This window comes from Pseudomonas lini, from assembly GCF_964063345.1.
Taxonomy (GTDB): Bacteria; Pseudomonadota; Gammaproteobacteria; order Pseudomonadales; family Pseudomonadaceae; genus Aquipseudomonas; species Aquipseudomonas lini_B.
In genome coordinates this window covers 2,319,199-2,342,822 of the sequence record NZ_OZ061318.1, presented here as the reverse complement: position 1 = coordinate 2,342,822, position 23,624 = coordinate 2,319,199, and the positions used below count along the sequence as shown (strand labels likewise).

At 57.2% G+C, this 23,624-nt stretch carries 16 protein-coding genes; 3 read left to right on the top strand and 13 right to left on the bottom strand.

Annotation, left to right across the window (positions count from 1 at the left end; all coding sequences use genetic code 11):
- Nucleotides 1-32 precede the first annotated feature (32 nt).
- The 8 genes from lanM to AB3226_RS10475 all read right to left on the bottom strand — a co-directional run bounded on the left by lanM (nt 33) and on the right by AB3226_RS10475 (nt 12,601).
- Entirely contained in the window at nt 33-3,116 is a 3,084-nt protein-coding gene (gene lanM / locus AB3226_RS10510) for a type 2 lanthipeptide synthetase LanM (RefSeq protein WP_367373024.1), read from the bottom strand.
- 125 nt (nt 3,117-3,241) lie between these two features.
- The gene (locus AB3226_RS10505) at nt 3,242-3,394 is read right to left on the bottom strand and encodes a hypothetical protein (RefSeq protein WP_367373023.1); all 153 of its coding nucleotides are present in this window, start codon (nt 3,392-3,394) and stop codon (nt 3,242-3,244) included.
- Between the two features lie 174 nt (nt 3,395-3,568).
- Nucleotides 3,569-3,712 carry a hypothetical protein gene (locus tag AB3226_RS10500; RefSeq protein ID WP_367373022.1) on the bottom strand — a complete coding sequence of 48 codons (144 nt, stop codon included), beginning with the start codon at nt 3,710-3,712 and terminating at the stop codon, nt 3,569-3,571.
- A gap of 437 nt (nt 3,713-4,149) precedes the next feature.
- Entirely contained in the window at nt 4,150-4,836 is a 687-nt protein-coding gene (locus AB3226_RS10495; RefSeq protein WP_367373021.1) for a GntR family transcriptional regulator, read from the bottom strand.
- Nucleotides 4,837-4,863: 27 nt separating this feature from the next.
- Nucleotides 4,864-5,568, bottom strand: coding sequence for a FadR/GntR family transcriptional regulator (locus tag AB3226_RS10490; protein WP_367373020.1), 705 nt, complete (start codon nt 5,566-5,568; stop codon nt 4,864-4,866).
- 92 nt (nt 5,569-5,660) lie between these two features.
- Nucleotides 5,661-6,974 (bottom strand): C4-dicarboxylate transporter DctA, encoded by a 1,314-nt coding sequence (locus AB3226_RS10485; protein ID WP_367373019.1) that lies wholly within the window; start codon nt 6,972-6,974, stop codon nt 5,661-5,663.
- Between the two features lie 276 nt (nt 6,975-7,250).
- Complete coding sequence (glyA, locus tag AB3226_RS10480) at nt 7,251-8,504, bottom strand: serine hydroxymethyltransferase (protein WP_123357336.1); 1,254 nt, start codon at nt 8,502-8,504, stop codon at nt 7,251-7,253.
- Between the two features lie 248 nt (nt 8,505-8,752).
- On the bottom strand, nt 8,753-12,601 hold the full coding sequence (locus AB3226_RS10475; RefSeq protein ID WP_367373018.1) for an EAL domain-containing protein: 3,849 nt from the start codon (nt 12,599-12,601) through the stop codon (nt 8,753-8,755).
- Between the two features lie 283 nt (nt 12,602-12,884).
- Between AB3226_RS10475 and ettA the strand changes: the two genes are divergently transcribed.
- Nucleotides 12,885-14,549, top strand: a complete 1,665-nt coding sequence (ettA, locus tag AB3226_RS10470; protein ID WP_367373017.1) for an energy-dependent translational throttle protein EttA — start codon at nt 12,885-12,887, stop codon at nt 14,547-14,549.
- Nucleotides 14,550-14,731: 182 nt separating this feature from the next.
- Here the strand turns inward: ettA and AB3226_RS10465 are convergent, their stop codons facing one another.
- From AB3226_RS10465 to AB3226_RS10450, 4 genes are all read right to left on the bottom strand, one after another.
- A complete protein-coding gene (locus AB3226_RS10465) occupies nt 14,732-15,226 on the bottom strand; it encodes a GreA/GreB family elongation factor (RefSeq protein WP_367373016.1) in 495 nt (164 codons plus the stop codon).
- Between the two features lie 70 nt (nt 15,227-15,296).
- The gene (locus tag AB3226_RS10460; RefSeq protein ID WP_367373015.1) at nt 15,297-15,653 is read right to left on the bottom strand and encodes a hypothetical protein; all 357 of its coding nucleotides are present in this window, start codon (nt 15,651-15,653) and stop codon (nt 15,297-15,299) included.
- Nucleotides 15,654-15,857: 204 nt separating this feature from the next.
- Nucleotides 15,858-17,711 carry a DUF4105 domain-containing protein gene (locus AB3226_RS10455; protein WP_367373014.1) on the bottom strand — a complete coding sequence of 618 codons (1,854 nt, stop codon included), beginning with the start codon at nt 17,709-17,711 and terminating at the stop codon, nt 15,858-15,860.
- Nucleotides 17,712-17,816: 105 nt separating this feature from the next.
- Nucleotides 17,817-18,305, bottom strand: a complete 489-nt coding sequence (locus AB3226_RS10450; protein WP_007901840.1) for a DUF3015 domain-containing protein — start codon at nt 18,303-18,305, stop codon at nt 17,817-17,819.
- Nucleotides 18,306-18,626: 321 nt separating this feature from the next.
- On the opposite strand from AB3226_RS10450, the gene AB3226_RS10445 reads away from it, so the two are divergent.
- Together AB3226_RS10445 and AB3226_RS10440 are read left to right on the top strand one after the other, a co-directional pair.
- The gene (locus AB3226_RS10445; protein WP_367373013.1) at nt 18,627-21,065 is read left to right on the top strand and encodes a Lon protease family protein; all 2,439 of its coding nucleotides are present in this window, start codon (nt 18,627-18,629) and stop codon (nt 21,063-21,065) included.
- 342 nt (nt 21,066-21,407) lie between these two features.
- On the top strand, nt 21,408-21,749 hold the full coding sequence (locus AB3226_RS10440) for a hypothetical protein (protein ID WP_007901845.1): 342 nt from the start codon (nt 21,408-21,410) through the stop codon (nt 21,747-21,749).
- Nucleotides 21,750-21,754: 5 nt separating this feature from the next.
- Here AB3226_RS10440 and AB3226_RS10435 read toward each other — a convergent pair whose 3' ends face one another.
- Complete coding sequence (locus tag AB3226_RS10435) at nt 21,755-23,584, bottom strand: hypothetical protein (RefSeq protein ID WP_367373012.1); 1,830 nt, start codon at nt 23,582-23,584, stop codon at nt 21,755-21,757.
- Between the last annotated feature and the right edge of the window lie 40 nt (nt 23,585-23,624).

Here is a 23,624-nt window from a genome sequence, read left to right as displayed (position 1 = left end):
CGGTTTCTTTTGTCTGTCTTTATCCGGTGGACCTACGCCGGCACGCCGAAATCGAGTGACAGTATATTGGGGATAGTCGGATCAATCCCGTACAGCAAGGCATAACCTACGCCAGATATTCCCGTCAGTAGACTGATGTCGGGAACCTGATTGCCACCGAGAAAGTTCCCTTCGAAAAAATTATGTGCGACCTCATCGAAGGCCTGTTCAACTCTGCTGACGCCTTGGTGATTGCGTGATTCTCGATACAAATTGTATAGGCAGATCAGATTGCCAAAGTCGCCATGACACAGGCTATAACCACTACCAAGCCCATGACGCCAGAGATTGCTCTCACATCTCGAAATATCGTCATTCACTTTCTGCCTGGTTGATTCGTCCATGGCATCTCCCATCGACTTCAAGAGTTGCCGCCTGGCGATCAGGATTCCTCCGTCCCCGTGGCACCACTTGGCCAAATGCCCCGGATTCTCCATGTCCCGCAAGTCAAGCCAGAAGCCGTCCCGGATCCACCGGTTTTCACCCTCGAGAAGCTGGATGGCCAACGGCACCAGAGACTCATCGTGAGTCACGTCATAGGCTTTGCACACCGCATGGATTACACCCGAAAGACCGTGGGATAAGCCTGTCAAAATGACAGAGCGATCATTGCGTCGAAAAAATCGGTTATCTTCAATCGTGACTTCACCTTTTATGTATTCGACCATGCGTCGGATGGCTGGCAGCACATCTTCTCGTGGATACAATTCATAGATATTCGCCAGTAGAGTCACCGCACCACAACAGCCCCCCAGGAAGTCGAAGTCATAGTCTTCGAGTGGTGCGTTGATCAGCTTGATCAGCAGTTCTTCAAGCTTGTCGTTGTTTCTTTGATCGCCAGTTATCTGCTGACGACTCACAAGGAGATAAATATAAGATCCCAGTCCGTGATAAGCGCTGACACTCAAGTCGCTTTTGAAATAGCCAAAGGATTGAGCCAGTGAGTGCAACACTTGATCGGCACAAGACAAGTAATGAGGCTTGTCGCTCACTTTGAACAGGCTCAGATAAAACAGCCCAAGCCCAGCAATGCCGGAATACAGGCCATTGCCCATTGGGGAGAGGTATTTTTTATGAGTCGTGGGGTGTGTATGAAAGGATAGCCATCTTATGCCCGACCCTGCATCCGTCACCGCGAGTTCTTCAATGCAGGCGGCGATTCTCATAACGCTCTCAAGTCGCTCCGTCTGGAGGGGGCTTTCAACTTTCGTATGAACATGTTTGAGATTGAGAGGTTGATGTTCATTTGGCTTTGGAAACAAGCACGTTTCGAGTATCGTGCGTTGCAATACCCTGTCTGCTCGAGACATATTTTCTATTTTCTGTCGGCAGCTTTTGATGGGCGGCTCTACCTGTGCCATCTCAATTGTTTCACCTTGCGCACTCACCAGATAATTGGAGTTGAGTGGCATGGTAAAACACGGAATGCTCAATCTTTGCAGGTCCGTTATTTCGTAACGGGGAATGCCCTTTGCCAGGTAGGCGTCCTTCAAGTCATTCCACAAGGTGGCGAGCAGAAGTTCTCTATCCAGCATGTTTTGCATAAAGCGTGGATGACGGCTCAGTCCGATAAACTCTGCATAGCGCTGGGTGTTTTTGATCAATACACGGGTTGAGAGTTCGTCTGCGGATTGTTCAAGCATTTGAACAACTATCTGCTGATGGGTCATCAACGCATCATAAGCATATTCAAAGCCATGAAAGAACGCTTCTTTGTAAGCCTCAAGCCCCTTGCGCTCCCCGGCCAGAAGAGGCAAGTGTTTATGCAGTGGGCGATGTTCGATACTGATTTTTCGCAAATGATAAAATCCGCTTTCGTAGACTAGCGATTTGCCAGTGGAGTCGAATCGCTCTTGTCGTGTCAGCCCGCTCAAGTCGTTACCAGACCCTTGCGCGAAGGGAACAAAGCCGCTGGAAAACACCGATTGACGGGTTAATTTAAATGCTTTGAATAGTGCGGAGTCCGCAGGCAAGTCAAATAACAGGTCACTGGTAGAAGCCGTAAACAAGCACTCGAGGTCAATCATTACGGGATTGCTTCCACACGCAATAATATTTTCGTGATGAAAGTCGATACCGTTCAATGCATAGATGACGGCGATTTGTGTCCCCATTTTTCTGTAGAACAGTTCAACGTCTGCCTCGCTCTTGCAAGGCGTATTCTCGATTTTTTCTATCCAGCTATGCCGCTCGCGGCTGACAATCCTTGGCGCATAGATAGAAAAACACTCTGCTCCTGTCTGTTCATAGAGTTGCCTGAGTAACCGATTAAAAAAAAGCGCCTCCCGGCTCGCCCTTGGCTTGTAAACCAGGGACATTGCGCAGACCTCAACACGACAAACCGTTTCGCCACGGCCATGAGGATCGCCCAGGCCAAATTCGATAGCGTCTATTTTTCGGGATGGGATTGAAAAAATGTTCTGCAGGTATTCAATATCGGCAGCGAAGTCGAGAATGACAGCAAACAAATAATCGACTGTATCCTCCAACAGACCAAACAATAGACTGGCCAGCACCGGATATGATTCAAAAAACGATGTGAGTGAAAGCGTTCTGAGTTGCTGGCTGAGTTCAGCCAACTCAACGTTGTAGCCTTTTGAAATCTGCGTATTCAAATAGTGAACCAGGCTCTGTTCGGATGTGCGTCCAATTCTATCCAATACATAGCCTTCAAGGCTCGAAAGTAACGCTTGTTCATCAATATGCGTCGAAGCGTTCAAGTAGCGCTTGTCGGATTTGAACTCATCTATAAAGTAAAGAAAGAAACGGTAGCCGAACCAATAGAAATCTTCGTTGCTTCTCGGGGGCGTTTCTGCCTCGGTATTAATCGCGTCAAGCCTGGCGATCTTTTTCTGTAAAGTCACTAGCGCAGTTTCGCCATCGGGGGGCAACGGCTGTGCATTGATGGGGCCTTTCACATGCGAAGCCAACTGCCCCCTGTCCAGACCAAAGTAATGCAACACAGCCTGATCATCAGCATGCAGGCGGATCATGTTATTTTCAAAATTGACAATGTCCCTGTCAGAAGAAAACCTGCGCTCACCTCGCTGATGAAACTTTAAGAAATTAGCCAACATACTGAAACTCCTGACATGAATAGAACAGGCGTTGCCTGCTCTATTTTTTTATTTATCGCCCCCTTTCAACGATTTGACTTGAGTTCGACGCAAACCTGGTCAGGGCAAGGGATAATTGACTATTTTCAAATCGTCGAGCAACCAATGACAGTGCATCCCAGAGTGCCGCAGTCAATAATGGTCGTTCCCATCGCCTCAATATTATCTTTGTCGGAGGCTTGGTAGGCTTCAAAGTCACGATCAAAATCGCCAGACATGTTTAGAATTTGTTCGCTCATAGTGTTGTCCTCATCGTTTATCAGTTGTTGAGCCGCGGTCAATCGGCTGCCATTAGTCGCCGTTGGCTGTATTGTATTCAGGGAATTATATTGGTTGACGGAACCGGTCTTGTCTCAAGAGTCCTGTTGCGCAGATGCGCGTTTTATGCTCTGAAGCAGCGCTCGATCCAGGATTTAGCACAAGATAACGGTGCAGTTTTCGGTGCCGCACTCGACAATCGTCAGTGCTGCCGATTCGATACTGCTGTTGCTCACCTGTTGATAGGACTCGAATTCACCATCGAAGTCACCAGACATTGCAAATATTTTTTCGCTCATTATGAACTTCCTTTGTTTTATCAACACCTGAGTTGGTGTGGAAAAACAGTAACATGCTCCTGGTTTGCCACCAATGTGTAGCTTATAACTTCATGTTGCCGTTACAGATTGTCGCTTTATTGTAAGCTTCGAAGTTGTAGAAAACGTACAGCGTGGAATCGCGTCGAGAATACTGGTAGGGGTTTGGCTCAAGTGGATACAGCAACTGAAGTGTGTGCCTGGTAGTTAAGCGAGGTTTGTTTTGGTGAACTCGCAGAAAATACAGGGAAGAGTGTTTCCGTGTCACGGCAGGCGGGGGGGGGATCTTTGTGAAGCGGATGATGGCACAGTCGGAGGTTAAGCTTTTCTTGCAGGCGCTATCGTGGGTCAATTTTGCTTTCTGCTGAAGCGTGGGAGGAGCGAGATGTTGTCCAACAAGTACGCGTCGCCCCCAATCTTCATCGTGCCTGAAGCAGCCGTTGCTCCAGATGATCCAAGTGCTCGCTCATCAGCCTGACTGCGGCCTTCACGTCAGCGCTCTCCACTGCATCGACAATCGTCTTGTGTTCCCGCCAGGTGCAGTGGCTGTTTGGCTGATGTTCAAACTGCGCAATCGCCAGCGACGTCAGGGGTACCAGGCTGCCGAGGAAGTGCGCCAATGGGGCGTTATCGGCCATGTTGGCAAGTTGCAGATGGAATTCGCCGGACAGACGGATAGCCGTACCGGGCAGGCCTCGCTCCATGCACTGACGTTGCTCTTCGGCCAATTCGCGTAACTTGACCAGCATGCCGGAATGGCGCCGTTGACAGGCGAGTTGAACCAGCGTGCTTTCAGACAGGCGACGAGCATGGAGTACCTGGCGGGTTTGTTCGGGGGTTGGCGCTGCGACTCGCGGGCGCTGATTAGGTCTCAAGATGATGACCTGCTGATGGGACAGGCGCGATAGAACCCGGCGCACGGTGCTGCGGCTGACCCCGAACATATGCCCCAGGCTTTCTTCGGTGAAACGGCTGGAAGGGCTGATGCGCTGTTCGAGAATGGCGTCGAAGATCCGAGAATAGAGATCATCCGCTGGCGGTTTCCCGGTGTCCGTTCGGGAGAAGGGCAGTGCAGTGAAAATCTGTGGTGAGGCGAAGCTGTTCATGGCCTGTCTCCAGTTCGAAGAGGGGGTTCAACTGCCGAGGTGGTCGTCCGGGATGTTCAATTCGATGCCCATCCGCTGGCCTTCCCGAAGGATGTGCCGACGCATCTCGGCGCTGGCCTGGGCGCTGTTCTTGCTGCGGATGGCACGCACCACGGCTTCGTTTTCTTCAAGTCGTTCAGCCAGATGCTCCGGCGAATTGCGCAGCACGTCGGCGCTTTGCTTGAGGGCATTGCTGGTTTGCTGCACCACACTCTGGAAAATCGGGTTCGAGGTCAGGGCGAACAGCTCCTCGTGGAACGCGATGTAGGCATTCGCGCCAGCCTCGCTGTCGTTGGCCTCAAGGGCTTCGCGCATGTCCATCAGGGTCAGACGCAGTTGCCCGACTTCCTTGCTGCTGATCGACTGCGCCACCAGGCCGACAATGAACGGCTCGAGGGTGTAGCGCAGTTGCAGCACGTCTTCCAGGCTGGCCCCGGCAACCGCGCTGTCGTGGCTTTGGCTGTCGCTGAGATTGGCCTCCAGCACCACCACGCCTTTGCCCGGCATGGAGCGCACCAGCCCCAGGGTTTCCAGCACGATGACCGCTTCGCGCAGGCTTGGACGGCTGATGCCCAGTTGTTCGGCCAGTTCACGTTGGCCCGGTAACATCTCGCCGGAACGCCACTGACCACGGGCCAGAGCGGCCCGAAGTTTTTCTACGACTGAATTTACGACGGTTGAAGAGGTAATCACTTGTTCGCTCCATGAGCCTCGAAAGTTGTTGAGGAGCACCGAGAAGCAGGATCAAAAGATCGCAGCCTTCGGCAGCTCCTATAGGTCTGTAGTCAAAATTCCTGTTGATGCGCCGGGGCAACCGATTTTCTCGTCTGGAAGGTATAACCCTGCTGGCCAGACAGCACCTTGTTTGCCCGCTGGATATCGATGTCTTTTTCCCAGCGGGCGATGGCCACGGTGGCGACGCAGTTGCCGATCAGGTTGGTCAACGCCCGGCCAATGCCCATGAACCAGTCCACCGCCAGCACCAATACCAGGCCAACGACCGGAATCGCCGGGATCGCCGTCAGTGTTGCCGCGAGAATCACCAGCGCCGAACCGGGAATCCCGTGGGCACCTTTGGAGGTGATCAGCGACACCAGCAGAATCGTCAGCAGGTCTGTCATGGCCAGTGGCGTACCGGTGGCATTGGCGATGAACACGATGGCCAGGGTCAGGTAGATCGAAAAACCATCAAGGTTGAACGAGTACCCGGTCGGAATCACCAGCCCGACCGTGGAGCTGCCGATGCCCAGGTGCTCAAGCTTGCGCATGATTTGTGGCAGCACGGCGTCGGAAGACGCGGTGCCCATGACGATCAGCAGTTCTTCGCGCAGGTATTTGAGCAACGGCCACATCTTCAGGCCCGAAAGGCGCATCACCAAGCCGAGAATCAATGTCACGAAGGCCACACAGGTCAGATAAAACAGGCCAACCAGGCTGCCTAGGTGCTGCAGAGAATCCAGGCCATATTTACTGGTGGTGAAAGCGATGGCGCCGAACACGCCGATCGGCGCCAGGCGCACGATCATGCCCATGATGCGGAAGATCACGTGGCTCAGCTCATTGATCAATCGGGAAATACCCGACGCCGCTTCGCCCACCAGGTTCAACGCGCTGCCGAACAGTACCGAAAACAGCAGGACCTGCAGGATGTTGTTTTCCGCGAAGGCGCCGATCACCGAAGTCGGGATCAGGTTCATCAGGAACTGCGTGGTGGTAGCCATGTGCTGACCGCGTTGGGCGATGTCGCCCATGTCTGCGGCGGAGAGCTGGTCCAGGTGAATGTTCGCGCCGCTGCCGATGCCGGTCGTGAAGGCGAATACCAGGCCGATCACCAAGGCGATGGTGGTCAGTATTTCGAAGTAGATCACCGATTTCAGGCCGATGCGTCCGACCTTCTTCAAGTCGCCGGCACCGCTGATGCCGCTGACCACTACGCAGAACACAATCAAGCCAATGAGCATCTTGATCAGTTTGATGAAACCGTCGCCGAGAGGTTTGAGCCGGGCGGAGTATTCGGGAAGGGTCAGCCCGCAGACGATGCCGAGCACCAGTCCGAGAACCACTTGGAGGAAGATTGAGCGCGAGCACCATCTGAGCATGGGAGGAATCCTGGTCGGTGTCCTGGCTGCCGTGCGCGATGCGCATCAGATTCAGGACTTAATTATTGTGGTCTTACCGGTATGTCCAGTGCAGGCGCAGTCTAGGCGCTGTTTTTGGGGGATCGCAAGCAAATTTTGAGTAATTGGAATGACCGGTCTTACCAGTTGGGCGCAATGGCCCGACCTTGAGCCTTTTCGCGTTTTGAAAAAAATTGCGGACGAAAAAAAACCGGCCATCACTGGCCGGTTTTTCATTGCTGCGGTTTAGCGGGCTGATTAAGCGCCGTATACCGGCAGTTTCTTGCAGATGGCTTTGACCTTCTCACGAACGGCGTCGATCACCGCTTCGTTGGAGAGATCCGCCAGGATGTCGCAGATCCAGCCGGCCAGTTCTTTGCACTCTGCTTCCTTGAAGCCGCGAGTGGTCACAGCCGGAGTACCGAAACGCAGACCGGAGGTGACGAACGGGGAGCGTGGATCGTTCGGTACCGAGTTCTTGTTCACGGTGATGAACGCTTTGCCCAGTGCGGCGTCGGCGTCTTTACCGGAGATTTCCTGCTTGATCAGCGACAGCAGGAACAGGTGGTTCTGAGTACCGCCCGACACCACGTCGAAACCGCGCTCGATGAATACGCCGGCCATGGCCTGGGCGTTTTTCACCACTTGTTGCTGGTAGGTCTTGAACTCAGGCTGCAGCGCTTCCTTGAAGCAGATCGCCTTGGCAGCGATCACGTGCTCCAGTGGGCCGCCTTGGGCGCCCGGGAATACCGCGGAGTTCAGCTTCTTCTCGATGTCGGCATTGGCGCGAGCCAGGATCAGGCCGCCACGTGGACCGCGCAGGGTCTTGTGCGTGGTGGTGGTCACGACGTCAGCGAATGGAACCGGGTTCGGGTAGACGCCAGCGGCGACCAGACCGGCCACGTGAGCCATGTCGACGAACAGGTAGGCGCCAACTTTGTCAGCGATAGCGCGAAAGCGCGGGAAGTCGAGGATCTGCGAGTAAGCAGAGAAACCGGCCACGATCATTTTTGGCTTGTGCTCAACCGCCAGACGCTCGACTTCGTCGTAGTCGATCAGGCCGTTGGCGTCGATGCCGTACTGAACAGCGTTGTACAACTTGCCGGAGGACGAAACGCTGGCACCGTGGGTCAGGTGACCGCCGTGCGCCAGGCTCATGCCCAGGATGGTGTCGCCCGCTTGCAGCAGGGCCAGGTAAACGGCGCTGTTGGCTTGCGAACCGGCGTGTGGCTGAACGTTGGCATAATCGGCGCCGAACAGTTCTTTGGCGCGGTCGATGGCCAGTTGCTCAACCACGTCGACGAACTCGCAACCACCGTAGTAGCGCTTGCCCGGGTAGCCTTCGGCGTACTTGTTGGTCAGTACCGAGCCTTGAGCTTCCATCACCGCAGGGCTGGTGTAGTTTTCCGAAGCGATCAGCTCGATGTGTTCTTCCTGGCGCTGAGCTTCTTGCTCCATGGCGGCAAAAAGGTCGGCGTCGTACTTGGCAATAGTCAAATCACGGCTGAACATGGCGGTCCTCAAGGATCGGGGCAGAAAAGGGGGGCATTCTAACCCAATGGGTTTTAGATGGCATATGAAAGGACATCATGTCGCAGACAAGTGGGCTTCATGACCAGATATGCGGTGCCTGTACGGGCCTCATCGCAGGCAAGCCAGCTCCCACAAGAGTCGGTGTCAGCCAAAAATATCTGATTATTCGCAAATCCCTGTGGGAGCGGGCTTGCCCGCGATGAGGCCAGCAGCCTCACCACATAGCTTCAGTCGAACATGAACAACGCATCATTGCTGAACTGCGCCTCAAACCGACTCGCCGGCATCGGACGACCGAACAGATACCCCTGAACCTCATCGCAACCATGCTCACGCAGGAAGTCGAGCTGCTCGTGGGTTTCCACGCCTTCGGCGATCACCGCCAGATTGAGGCTGTGGGCCATGGCGATGATCGCCCGGGCAATTTGCGCATCCTGTTCACCCGAGGGCAAGCCATCGACGAAGGTGCGGTCGATTTTCAGCACGTCGATCGGGAATTGCTTGAGGTAATTGAGCGATGAATAACCGGTGCCGAAGTCATCCACAGCAATGCTCAGGCCCAGATTCTTCAACCCGGCGAGGATCTGCATCGCCTCGCTGACTTCGCGCATCAGGATACTTTCGGTCAATTCCAGCTCCAGGCACGCTGGCGGCAGGCCGGTTTCCTTGAGAATGTTGGCGATCCGCGTGCCCAGTTGCCCGTCGGAGAACTGCCGGGCCGAAATGTTCACCGAAACCTTCGGCACTCGCACCTTGGCCTGGTGCCAGGTCTTGAGCTGACGGCAGGCTTCGCTGATGACCCAGTCGCCGACATCCACCACCAACCCGAGCTCCTCGAGCACCGGAATGAAATCCCCCGGCGGCACCAGGCCGCGTCGTGGGTGGCGCCAGCGCAGCAGGGCTTCGGCGCCGGTCAGGCGTTTGCCGTCGCCGCTGAATTGCGGCTGGTAGTACAGCACGAATTCGTTTTGCTCCAGGGCATGACGCAAGTCGCTTTCCAGTTCCAGACGCTCCAGGGCACTGGCGTTCATGTCGGCCTGATAGAACTGGAAGTTGTTCTTGCCGCGTTCCTTGGCGTGGTACATCGCGGTGTCGGCGTTCTTCATCAGCTGACTGAGTTCACTGCCGTCCTGAGGGCTCAGGGCGATGCCGATACTGGCGGTGACAAAGAACTCGCGACCTTCCAGCACGAACGGTTTCACCAGGCTGGCGAGGATCTGTTCGGCCACATGAATCGCCCGGTTCAGCGCGATCTCCCGGCTGGCCCGCGGTTGCAGCAGCAAAGTGAACTCATCACCGCCCATGCGCGCCACGGTGTCGTCATCGTCGACGCAACCGAGCAGGCGCGTGGCCATTTCCTTGAGCATGCGGTCGCCGGCGGCATGGCCCAGAGAGTCGTTGATCGGCTTGAAACGGTCCAGGTCGAGGAACATCAGCACCACCCAGGACTTCTGTCGCTCAGCCGATTGCAGCGCGGTGTGCAGGCGATCCTGGAACAGCGTGCGGTTCGGCAGGTGGGTCAGGGCGTCGTAATAGGCGAGACGGTGAATCCGTTGCTCACTGGCCTTGCGTTCGCTGATATCGCTGAAGAAACACACGTAGCTGGCCAGATCGCCTTCGTCGTCGAGCACCGCGGTAATCCCGACCCAGGCCGGGTAATGCTCGCCACTGCGTCGTTTGAGCCAGACTTCGCCTTCCCAGGTGCTGTGCTGATGCAATTGCTTGAGCACATAGCGCAGGTGGGCTTCCTGCTGCTCATCGACAGTGAGCATGTTCGGTAACTGGTCGAGGACCTGGGCCACCGCATAGCCGCTGACGCGACTGAAAGCCTCGTTGGCCTGGACGATGTAGCCGGCCGGGTCAGTGATCAGAATCGCCGAGGTCGAGTGCTCGAATACCGTGGCCGCCATGCGCAAGTCTTTCTCGGCCCGGCGTTGCTGACTGATGTCGCGACCGACCCCGAGCACGCCTTCGAAGGCACCGTGTTCGTCCCAGACCAGCACCAGACGCAACTCGATGGGAATCTTGCGCCCGTCGGCCCGCAGGCAGTCGAACAGAAACAGCTGGGTTTGCACCTGACTGCGCAGCAGCGCCAGTTGTTCGGGTTTATCCAGCGCTTTGCTGACCCGGTCCATCAGGCTGTAGATGCCGGTCAGTTGTTGCGGATTGGCGATGGTCGATTGCCAGCCGTTCTGGAATATCCAGTCGGCGTCGAAGCCCAGCACGGCCTGCACCGAGGGGCTGACGTAATTGAGCGACATCTTGCTGTCGGTGGAGAAAATCACGTCGCTGATGCTTTCGGCGAGCATCCGGTAGCGCTGCTCGCTGTCGCGCAGGGACTCGCTGGCTTCGATCTGGTCGGTGATGTCCTTGGCCACGCCGATGATGCGGGTGACTTGATCGTGCTTGTCCCGCGCCAGAGCCTGTTCGCGAATATCGAAACGCCGCCATTTGCCATCGCGATGGCGAAAACGCAGCTGGCATTGCAGCAATTGGGTGTAACCCGCGTGACGCTGGGACTGGCGCGAGCGGTGGTAGTAATCGGCGTCTTCGGGATGCAGCAGGATTTCCCAGAAATACTCGCCCATCTGGTGCAGTTCGGTGCGGTTGTAACCCAGTGTTTGCCCCAGGTGATGGTTGCTGAAGATCATCCGCTGGCTGACCACATCCTGCACATACAGATGATCCGGCACGGTGCGCACCACGTCGGACCAGAACCCTTCACGCTCCAGCAGCGACAGCTCGACAAGCTTGCGGCTGGTGATGTCACTGATGCTCAAAATCACCGCTTTATAGTCGGTCTGATCTTCCGGCAGGCGCAGCACCAGCCAAAAATGCTGGTCGCGGCCATTGGCGTCCTGAAGCTTGATTTCCAGCTCAAGCTGTTTCTGCTGGTGGAGCACCGCATCGAGCACTTGATTGCCGATGGCCGTGCAGTCCAGTGGGCTGCCGTCGATCAGCAGTTTCCAGGCTTGATCGCAGGAATTGACGTTGAGCAGTTGCAGGGCGACTTGGTTGACCTCGGTAATGCGCAGTTCCTGCAGCAGTTGCTGGCGTTGCTCCGGTGTCTCGAGCCAGGCTTTCAACTGCTCGCTACTGTTGAGTTGAGCCCTGTCGAAGACACTTTTGAGCCCGGACAGATCGAGCACGCACAGTGCAACGCCAGTGCCTTCGAAAATGTCCTGATAGCGTCGACGGCCCTCGTGCAATTGACGTTGACGGCGACGAATGTTCAGCAGCGCGATGAATGGCAACAAGGAGAGGGCCAGGCCCAGCAGGCATTTGCCAATGAACGTCGGCAGCAGTTGTTCGATCACCCGTTGCCGGTCGAACACCCCGCGCAGTTGCCAATCGCTGCTGCTCAAAGGGATTGTCAGGACGCTGTTGGCCAGCTCATCAGATGTCAGCACGGCCGGTTTGGCTGAAGGCTGCGCGTCATCTCGGCTGATGATCTGATGATTAATGCGGTTTTCCACCAGCCATTGGGGGCGAATGCCGACGTCGCCTTGTTTGGTCAGTGAGGAGAAAAACGTTGGTGTCAGGCGCAGGACCCAATAGCCGCGGGTACTGCCACTGGCCTGATGCAGGAGCAGGTACACCGCCGAACCGTCGTCGGCATTGCTGAAATAGTGGGCCTGAGCGTGGCTGCGCTGAACCAGTTCGCTCAGGTAATTGGCGTCTGGTCTGTCGGTGGCACTGTCGCTGAGGATTTTTCCGGTGGGACTGAGCAGCGCCAGACTTCGCAGGTCGGGCAGCGATTGTTGCAGCTTGTGCAGCAATGCCTGCTGTTCGTCGGGGCTTTGCGGTTGTTCGATGATCGGTAGCAGATTAAGGGCAATCTGGGCATTGAGTGCCATGTTGAGGCTGACTTGCGCAGCCAGATCGGCGGAATAGTCGATGGTGTATTGGCGCTGGTTTTTCTGGGTTTCGCCAAGCTGATCCAGCAGCTGCCAGAACAGCAGTGCGAGCAGCAACAGCACGAGGGTCGCCAGCGCGCCCTTCAAGGTTCCGCGCAGGGGCGAGCCGGTCGCAGGATTGAGTGCGCTCATGGACGATGGCGGAGAGACATTAGACAAACTGTAATCCTGCGGTTTGGCTGGACTGGCGCGACGTGCACTATAAGCCGGACGCCCGAAGGGCGGCTAGCATGCCTTGAGTTCTGGCGAAGTGCCAGCCCCACTCGGCTGGACTGCCTTCTATCAATAAGGTAGCTTTGCCGGTTACGCGGGAGCGTTCCAGCTCCTAGAAAGGTTTTTTCAGCGCGCACGCTTTGATACCCATCAAACGAACGACGCGCATGGCCTGGCCGGGCATCGCCTGCGCTCCAATCATTCATCAGTCACTGACCCAAGGTTCTCCATGGCTCAATACGTCTTCACCATGCATCGGCTGGGCAAAGTTGTTCCGCCGAAGCGGGAAATCCTGAAAAACATTTCGCTGTCGTTCTTCCCTGGCGCCAAAATCGGCGTACTCGGTCTCAACGGTTCGGGTAAGTCCACGCTGCTGAAAATCATGGCTGGCGTCGATACCGAGTTCGACGGTGAAGCCCGTCCGATGCCGGACCTGAACATTGGCTACCTGCCGCAAGAACCGATCCTGGACCCGACCAAAACCGTTCGTGAAGTGGTCGAGGAAGCGGTCAGCGTGATCAAGGACGCTCAGGCGCGCCTGGACGAGGTTTACGCGGCCTACGCTGAACCGGATGCAGACTTTGACAAACTGGCCGCTGAACAGGCCAAGCTTGAATCCATCCTGCAAGCCAGCGACGGTCACAACCTGGATCGCCAACTGGAAGTCGCCGCCGATGCGCTGCGTCTGCCAGCGTGGGATGCCAAGGTCGAATTCCTGTCCGGTGGTGAAAAGCGTCGTGTGGCCCTGTGCCGCCTGCTGCTGTCAGCACCAGACATGCTGCTGCTCGACGAACCAACCAACCACCTGGACGCCGATTCCGTCGCCTGGCTGGAGCACTTCCTGCACGATTTCCCGGGCACCGTGGTTGCGATCACGCACGACCGTTACTTCCTGGACAACGTCGCTGGCTGGATCCTCGAGCTCGACCGCGGCGCCGGTATCCCGTACGAGGGCAACTATTCGGGTTGGCTTGAAGCCAAGTCCGATCGTCTGGCGGCCGAATCCAAGCAGCAATCGGCTCACGAAAAGGCCATGAAGGAAGAGCTGGAGTGGGTGCGCAAAGGCGCCAAGGCCCGCCAGTCCAAATCCAAGGCTCGTCTGCAACGCTTCGAAGAAATGCAATCGCAGGAATTCCAGAAGCGCAGCGAAACCAACGAGATCTACATCCCGGCCGGTCCGCGCCTGGGCGACAAGGTCATCGAGTTCAAGAACGTCAGCAAGGGCTACGGCGATCGCGTGCTGATCGACAACCTGTCGTTCTCCATGCCTAAAGGCGCCATCGTCGGCGTGATCGGCGGTAACGGTGCTGGTAAATCGACCCTGTTCCGCATGCTGATGGGCAAGGAAACACCGGATTCGGGCTCCATCGAAGTCGGCGAAACCGTGCAACTGGCGTGCGTCGATCAGAGCCGTGAAGACCTGGACGGCAGCAAGACTGTGTTCCAGCAGATCTCCGAGGGTTCCGATCAGATTCGCATCGGCAACTACGAGATCCCGTCGCGCACCTACGTGGGTCGCTTCAACTTCAAGGGCGGCGATCAGCAGAAGTTCGTCAAGGACCTGTCCGGTGGTGAGCGCGGTCGCTTGCACCTGGCCCTGACCCTGAAAGAGGGCGGCAACGTCCTGCTGCTCGACGAACCGTCCAACGACCTCGACGTTGAAACCCTGCGTTCCCTGGAAGAAGCCTTGCTGGACTTCCCGGGCGCCGCCATTGTGATCTCTCACGATCGGTGGTTCCTTGACCGCGTCGCGACTCACATCCTGGCGTACGAAGACGACTCGCAAGCGGTGTTCTTCGAAGGCAACTACACCGAGTACGAAGCCGATCGCAAGAAACGCCTCGGCGAAGCGGCTTCCCAGCCGCACCGCGTACGGCACAAGAAACTGGCCTGATTTCGGGTTGGCTGGATAAAAAACGGAGCCTTCGGGGCTCCGTTTTTTATGGGTTTCAGGAAGACCGAGTCGTGGCTATCGCGGGCAAGCCCGCTCCCACAGGGATCTGTTTCAGGCTCGGATTTTGAGAGCGTTCGAGAGCCCTTGTGGGAGCGGGCTTGCCCGCGAAGGCGTCATCGAATTCACCCGATCTCTATGGTCAAAACCTCAATCACCAAATCCCCCGCCGGTCGCTTCCAGAGTACTTCATCACCCATCTGCGCTCCGAGCAACGCCCGCCCCAGCGGCGAGCTCCAATTGATCAAGCCATGGGCGGCATCCGCCTGGTCTTCTCCGACCAATTGCACACGCTGCTGATGATCGTCTTCATCGGCAAAGGTCACCCAGTTGCCGATCTGCACTTTATCGGCCGAGGAGGCCTGCGCAACGACCTGGGCACTTTGCAGGCGCTGCTTGAAGTAGCGCCAGTCGCGATCGAGGTCGGCCTGGCGCTGCTTGTCGGCCAGTTCGCCTTTGGCGCTTTCCTCATCAAGCAGTTTTTGCAGTTCGGCGACTTTCGCCTGAAGCTGCGCCAGGCCCACTGGCGTGACGTAATTGGGCTGCGCGCTGACCTGCCGTTCGACTGGCTGATCGGCTTGCGCGGCGGCGTTATCTTCATTGACGAAGGCGCGACTCATGCTGTTCTCCCGTTATAGGGTTTGGGCCATGGTCGCAGGCTTTAAGTTTCGACGAATGTCTGTAAACGACTTATTGCGAGCGATAGGCTCGCGCGGCGTCCCTGTCTTTCTCTTGTTGCCAGGCCCGTTCGCGCTCGTCCCAATGGCGGTCCTTGTACTCGTTACGATCCTCGTTTTCACGCATGGCCTGGCACTGACGGAAGCCATCGATCCAGCCTTCGGCGTATTGCTTGTCCTTGAGGTAACGCGGGACATTCTTGCGAAACTCGCCGGTGATCGCCCCGGCTGCTTGCCGGCCACTGCTGCAACCGTCATCGAAGCCATCAGCGAACGCCGGCGGATAGCCCTTGGCGATCAGATCCTCGTGGGTCGACTGGCACCCCGTGATCACTACCAAAAAACCCAACACACCCACGCAACGCCACATCTCGGACTCCAGGGCCATTGACGGCCTGTAAGGGAAGTCTAGAAGCGGATTTGTCGGGTGTATGTGAAAGGCTTGTGATTAATCTGTCGGGTTGCGCAGATCCCTTGTGGGAGCGAGCCTGCTCGCGATGGCGGTGGAACAGGCAGTATGGATGTTGAATGTGATGGCCTCATCGCGAGCAGGCTCGCTCCCACAGGGGGCAGATCAATAGTGATACCACTTCACCTCAAGCATCACTTCGTTTTCGGGTGACGCCAGGTGGCTGAATTCACGCTGGGCACTCAGGCGCACACCCAGATTGCGCGACAATTCCCATTGCTGATTCAGGCTCACACTTCGGCGCACTTCGCCATTGGTGAAGTAATCACCCTTGGCTTCCAGGCTGAAGTTGCCCAGCGGGTTTTTCCACAGCAGGCCGCTGTTGAAGCCTGCCGCCGGAGCGATGAAGCCCGCGAAGTCGTTGTTATGCTCCACACGCACGGTGCCCAAGGCGAAACCGAGCATGTCGTCGCCCAGTTGCCAGGTCCCGCCGCCACCGCCGTTGACATGGCTGACCAGGGTTTCATCATCATGCTTGCCCGGTACGCGCTCCAGGCCGCCGGTGACTTGCCACGACAGCGGCTGCAACAATTCATTGCGAGGCGTCAGCGAGCGGATGGTCGCCAGGTCCAGTTGCTGCAACTGCCAGTCATTGCCTTCGTATTGACGCAGCTTCATCTGCAGAATTTCGATTTGCGCGCCGAGGGGGAAGCTTTCCATGTTGTCATTGAGGTCGTGATAGGCCATCCGCAGGCCATATTCGCCGAAGGCTTTATCGCCCCGGGTGCCGATGCCGGCCTGCCAGGTGCGGGACTCGTGACCGTCCTCGGGCAAGCCAGGTTGCGGAATTTTCAGCTCCGGGGGCGGGTTTTGATTGATTGCGCGTAGCAATTCGAAACTGCGTTGGGCCCGTTGCGGGTCACGCTCCTGACCATTGGCGCGATAACGCTCCAGGCGATAAGCCGCATCGATGATCAACGCCTGACGGTCGCGAGGCTGAGCCTTGAACGCCGGGTCCTGCAATTGCTTCTGATCGGCGCTGACTTTCAGCACCCACTCCTGCTCTTCGGAGGTTAATGGCTCGGCACGGCTTAGCAGTTCGCGCTCACGGGACGGGCGATACTCGATCGATTCCACCAGCCCGGCTTCTTTCACCGCTTTGACCGTGTCGGTGGGGATGGCCGTCAACGGGAATTGCTCGGTCAAATGCAGGCTCGGCCGCGCCACTTGAAGCAGTTCAAGCAGGCGGTAGGAGCAGTTTTCGTCGAAGAAGAAGTAGTCGAACTGGATCTGCTTGAGTTCCCAGACGTGCTCGACCATGCGCTCGGTTTCCTGTTGGGTCAGGTTCAGGCGGTATTCCCACAGGTCGCGGTTCTCGAGGCTGCGGTATTCCGAGAGTTTTTCCTGATACGGCACCAGCGCAAACAGCCCGGGATAACCGCCCATCAAGCCTTTCCAGGCGTACAGAATGCTGTTGTCCGAACCTTCGATGTAGGCGCCGAAGTTGATCGCGTAGCTGAGCAGCGACGTCTTGTCGCTCTGCACATTGGCCTGATCGATGCGCAGCAAGGTGTGGCCAAACATCGACGATGGGCTGTTCAGGTAGGCCGCCGGGAAAATCATCACCGCGCTGTGGGGCGAAACATCCTTGAACCATTGCTTGAACTCAGCACAGTCCGGCGTCGGCAGATCGCTCAGCTCAAGTTGCGCCTTGAGCCAGCGGGTGCGGGCCGGATAGACGCATTGGGCATGCTGCTCGCCGGCACTGGTCGGGGCATACAGTGCCTGCACGGTCGCCGCCAGTTCGCGGTCGGGATGTTCGTTGCCATCGGGGGCGAGAAAGAATTTCTTGTCGCTGACATAGCTGCGCCAGCCACCGAGCTTGGCGGTTTCGTAATGCCCCAGGGAAATCCAGAAGGGGTCGTTGGCCAGTTGCTGCAAACGTTGATTGTCGATGTGTGGCGCGGCGGACAGCGGGGCGCAGACACAGAGCGCCAGCCAGGCAAGGCGTTTGAGCATAGTGAGCAACTTAAGCCGAAAGAAACAAAGACCCAAAGGGGCAGGCCAAAAGGGCCAGGTTCAAAAAATAAAACCCGCTCCCCAACGAGAGCGGGTCGGTCGAGCTTAAGCTTGAGTGGCGTACTTGGCCAGACGAGGGTCGCTTTTCAGCACGGCCAGGGTGTTGGTATGCACGTCATCAGCGGTCACGTCAGCTTTGCTGAAGATCTGCTGGAAGTGCTGATGAGTCACAGCGGCGAAGTGTGCACGGTCTTCCGGCGCCACGCCCAGTACCACGGCGTAAGTGGTCAGCGCTTCGCCCTGACCTTTAGCCATGTCTTCGGACAGCTCGTTCATCATGCCATTCATGGCGATCCAGGATTTGCCGCCATAGGTCAGCGACGCATTGGTCGAGCAGCCGTTGGTGCCGGAGGTCATACCGAACGTTGCGTTACCGGAAGTGCCGTTGGTGGTGGATGCCAGGAAGTGTGCCGGGGTGCCACGCTGACCTTCGAACAGCATGTTGCCCCAACCGCAGTCCGGACCGCCTGGCGCCTGTGCCATGGCGTTGATGGATACAGCGGTGAAGAGAGTACCGAGAAGAATCCGTTTCATAGCTATGTTCTCTTTGTGTGCATTCCAATGGACAAGGGTGCTGGCCCCAGGCTCTGTACGTAAACTGCCTGCGCGAGTTTTCGTCCAAACCCTGATCGTGCCAGTGGGCCGGTTATTCGTTCCAGCCGCGCAGTTTGGAGTTTAGGCACGTTCCGGGGGTTCCGTTACTTTTTGCGAAACATTCGTTGAAAAGCCTGATTTTGAGCCGCTCGGCCCGAGGCTGAGGGTTTGTCTGAGCTTTGGCTATCGGCGCGCCTTGCCAGTGAGGTACGGGCAGCGCCAGAATGCCGCTATCTGCCCCGCCTGATGTAAGGAAGCCCGATGCCTGATCCTGTTGCTGCCAGCTTGCGTCTAGCGCCTGAAGCGCTGACCCGTCCGTTTTCCGCTGAACAGTTCAGCTTCTCTACCACCAATGATCTGGAGCCCTTCCGCGGTGTGCTTGGCCAGGAACGCGCGGTCGAAGCCTTGCAGTTCGGTGTGGCCATGCCACGCCCCGGTTACAACGTATTCGTCATGGGCGAACCCGGCACCGGCCGGTTTTCGTTCGTCAAACGCTACCTCAAGGCCGAAGGCAAACGCCTGCAGACCCCGGCGGACTGGGTCTATGTCAATAATTTCGATGAGCCGCGCGAGCCTCGTGCGTTGGAGTTGCCGTCGGGCACCGCCGGTGCCTTCATCGGTGATATCAACGGTTTGATCGACAACCTGCTGGCGACCTTTCCGGCCGTGTTCGAGCACCCGTCCTATCAGCAGAAGAAAAGCGCCATCGACCGCGCTTTCAACCAGCGTTATGACCGTGCACTGGATGTGATCGAGCGTCTGGCGCTGGAGAAAGAGGTCGCGCTCTACCGCGACAGCAGCAACATCGCTTTCACGCCGATGAGCGAAGGCAAGGCACTGGATGAGGCGGAATTCGCCCAGTTGCCGGAAGCCGAGCGCGAACGCTTTCATGACGATATTTCCGGGCTGGAAGAGCGCTTGAACGAAGAGCTCGCCAGCCTGCCGCAATGGAAGCGCGAGTCGAGCAATCAACTGCGTCAGCTCAACGAAGAAACCATTACCCTGGCCTTGCAGCCATTGCTCGCGCCGCTGTCGGAAAAGTACGCGGAAAACGCAGGCGTTTGCGGCTACCTGCAAGCGATGCAGGTTTACCTGCTCAAGACGGTGGTCGAGCAACTGGTGGACGACAGCAAGACCGACGCCATCGCCCGCAAATTGCTCGAAGAGCAATACGCCCCGAGCCTGGTGGTCGGTCATCCGTTCAGCGGCGGCGCGCCAGTGGTCTTTGAGCCGCACCCGACTTACGAAAACTTGTTTGGCCGCATCGAGTACACCACCGATCAGGGCGCGCTCTACACCACCTATCGGCAGCTGCGACCGGGTGCGCTGCACCGGGCCAACGGCGGCTTCTTGATTCTTGAAGCGGAAAAAATGCTCAGCGAGCCTTTCGTGTGGGATGCGCTCAAACGCGCGCTGCAATCGCGCAAACTGAAAATGGAATCGCCGCTGGGCGAGATGGGCCGTTTCGCCACTGTGACCCTTACTCCGCAACACATTCCGTTGCAGGTCAAAGTCGTTATCATCGGCGCCCGGCAGCTCTACTACACGTTGCAAGACCTCGATCCGGACTTCCAGGAGATGTTCCGTGTCCTGGTGGATTTCGACGAAGACATCCCGATGGTCGACGAGAGCCTGGAGCAGTTCGCCCAGTTGCTCAAAACCCGTACGTCCGAGGAAGGCATGGCGCCGCTGACCGCCGATGCGGTGGCGCGTCTGGCGACTTACAGCGCGCGTCTGGCAGAACACCAGGGGCGATTGTCGGCGCGGATCGGCGATTTGTTCCAACTGGTCAGCGAGGCGGATTTCATTCGTGACCTGGCGGGCGACGACATGACCGACGCCGGGCACATCGAGCGTGCGCTCAAGGCCAAGGCCACCCGTACCGGGCGCGTTTCGGCGCGGATTCTCGATGACATGCTGGCCGGGATCATTCTGATCGACACCGATGGTGCGGCTGTCGGCAAGTGCAACGGACTGACGGTACTGGAAGTCGGCGATTCGGCTTTCGGCGTTCCGGCGCGAATTTCCGCCACGGTTTATCCGGGCGGCAGTGGCATCGTCGACATCGAGCGTGAGGTCAACCTCGGCCAGCCGATCCACTCCAAAGGCGTGATGATCCTCACCGGGTATCTGGGCAGCCGTTATGCCCAGGAATTCCCGTTGGCGATTTCCGCGAGCATCGCCCTGGAGCAGTCCTACGGTTATGTCGACGGTGACAGCGCGTCTCTTGGCGAAGCGTGCACGCTGATCTCGGCCTTGTCGAAAACCCCTCTCAAGCAGTGCTTTGCGATTACCGGTTCGATCAACCAGTTCGGTGAAGTGCAGGCGGTGGGTGGGGTCAACGAGAAGATCGAAGGTTTCTTCCGACTCTGCGAAGCGCGTGGTCTGACGGGGGAGCAAGGGGCGATCATTCCTCAGGCCAACGTCGCCACGCTAATGCTCGACGAGAAGGTACTGGCGGCGGTGCGGGCGGGGCAGTTCCATGTCTACGCAGTGCGCCAGGCCGACGAGGCTCTGAGCCTGTTGGTAGGCGAGCCGGCCGGTGCGCCGGATGAGAATGGCGAATTCCCTGAAGGCAGCATCAATGCGCGGGTAGTGGAACGCTTACGGGTGATCGCGGAAATGATCAGTGAGGAAGACCTCAAGGAAGCCGAAAAAGAGTTGGCGCAGGAAGCCATGCTGGAAATCAAACCGGCCTGATAGTCGGCTAAAAGAAGCAAGCTCCCTGTGGCGAGGGGGCTTGTCGGAACGCCGCACCGCCCCGTTCGGCTGCGAAGCAGTCGTAAAATCGATTGATACGGTCTTTCTGAAAAACCGCTTCAGCCGTTTTAAGGGCCGCTTCGCGGCCCAACGGGGGCAAGCCCCCTCGCCACAATTATGGCGTCAATATTCACGCAGTGACCACTCGGCACCTTCTGGTCTTGGTTCGCGTGCGAACCAGACTTTTCTTCTATTATCTGCTCAAGGATATCGACAGTAATCACTGGATCGAGACAGCCTTCCCGTGGAGGTTGAATACCGGATCTACCGAGGGTCGCCGCCATGTCGCGCAACCTCTGCCTCACCCGTCAATGCCTGGGTCTTGTGACCCGTATCGAATGCGCCATCCGCCCGCTGGCGGGAGATACGGGCATGTGGACCTTGCTCTTCGCCGCCGGAATGGCTGGCGAGCAGCCTTCTGCCATCAAGGCCCAAGGCCCGTTCCGTGGGCCTGTCGTGGCTGAATCGATCCTCGACACGATTGTTGAAAGTCTGACCTTGCATGGTTACGAGCTGGCCGACGACCCGCAAATCTGGTGTCTGCATCTGCAAGCCCAGTTGCGAGAGATCAATGGCGGTCGTTACCGCAACCTTAGTGGTCCGGAGTTTCGGCCCGAGCACTGAACAGACTATTGATCAAGGTTGCCTGGCTCAGCCTTGTCGAGTTTGACCTCGAACCCATACTGCACAGTGGTGAGGTTGGTTCGCTGATAAGTTTCCAGACGTGTGGGCTGGCCATAGAAGTAATGCACTGCAAATAACGCCGGGCCTTGCGCGCTCGCGTCATGAGTGACCGAAAGAATTTCTTTCAGATAATTGCCGCTGTCGTCCTTGGCGAAAAAACGCCAGTCCTGGGCTGGAAACAGCTTCAAATCCACCACCAACGCATTCCCTTTGAGCTCAAGGCCTTTGGGCAATTGGCGGGCGTCGTACGTTTGCTGGTCGACAGTCGCCAGGAACTGCGGCATGGAGCCCACGGCGTAGGCCGGGGTTTCCGGAAACAGGTTCAGATCATAGGTGATGGCGCCGCGTATCGGATCGACCTGATACGCCTCCGGCGGCAGCTCGATCGGCCCATCACGCTGGCCATTGCGGTCTTGGGTAAAGAACGTCACCGGGCTTTCACCGGGATTGAAAGAGGTGCCGAGCAGTTCGTCATTGAAGCTTCTGGGGTGGTCGAATTCGATGCGCGCGGCACTCGGGTCATCCACCGACTGACTGATGCTGATGCTTTTTTTCAGTTGTTCCTCGCCCAGCGTTGCGCCTTTGAGCCAGGTCGCGGCCTGGTCGTCGTACACCACCATCGGCAAGGTCAGTGGCTGGATGGTTTTTTCCGTGGTGTGCGGGTCGAAGCGGCGAATCGGCAGGTTCAGGTCCTTGTGGGTCACCGTCACCGCCGAGAAGTCCAGCAAGCTGACTTCGAGGGTATCGATGGGCCCGTTGAAGTAGACCTTGGAGTAATGCCGGGTTTGTTGCTTTTCAAACGCACGTTGCTCGTCCTCGAGCTGCTTTTCGAGCGCTTCGCTCCAGGTCTTCTGCTGTTGCATTTGCGCCAGTTGTTTTTGATAAAACGCAATTTGCGCGGCGGTTTCGTTGATCGCCCCTGAGCGAGAGATGAATTGCCCGGTGACGTCCCTGGCCTGAACGACCAGTGGGTTGAGAGATATGTCACGTATCTCGGGGGCCCACGGCGCGCTGTTACTGAATTCGATCTCGGCGTAGTTATTGCCCAGTTTCAATAAGGTGACACTGAGATTGTCGTTAGTGCGAGTCTGGCCGACGTCCTTTTTTGTCAGATCGAAGCTGTAGAGCCGGTGCGGGGCGATGACTTCCACCTTGCCTTGCAGGCTCACCGGTTGTGGCTGGCTCTTCTTATCCACATCCAGGCCTTCGATGAAGGGGTAGGTCACCGTCAAATCATCGGGGTTGGTCAGGTTGGAGCTCGACGGGCTCAACTGAATGCCGGGATCGGTTTCCGACCATTCCGGCTGGAACGCGATGATGCGCTTGTTGCTCAGGGTCACCGATTGCCATTCCAGTCCATGAGGAAAAAGGAATGCGCCCGGAATGTTGAAGTTGAAGGGGAATACCGGCTGCAGATCGGTCAGGTAATCCGAGCTGGACTCCTTGTGCAGCACGAACAGACCGTTGATGTAGGTGTCGACCAGCGCCTGGGGCGTGGGGTAGTGCTTGAGCACGGCGAGGGCGTCTTCGCCGTATTCGGTGACCGCTGGTTTGGTGTCGAGCTTGAGTTGCGCGCGCTCGAGTAATAACAGCGAACCGCCTAGCTCGGCCACGGCATCCTTGAGTTTTGGATCCTTGATCGTCTCCAGGGATTGTTCGAACTGTGCGATTTTTTCTTCGAGGCTGACCTGACGTTTCTCATCGCTGGGTGAACAACCACCGAGCAACAACGCGAGGCAAAGTCCGGCACTCGTTACACGTGATCGCACATCCATTTCAAGTCTTCCTGTCCAACGTCGCTGACCTGTCAGTGAT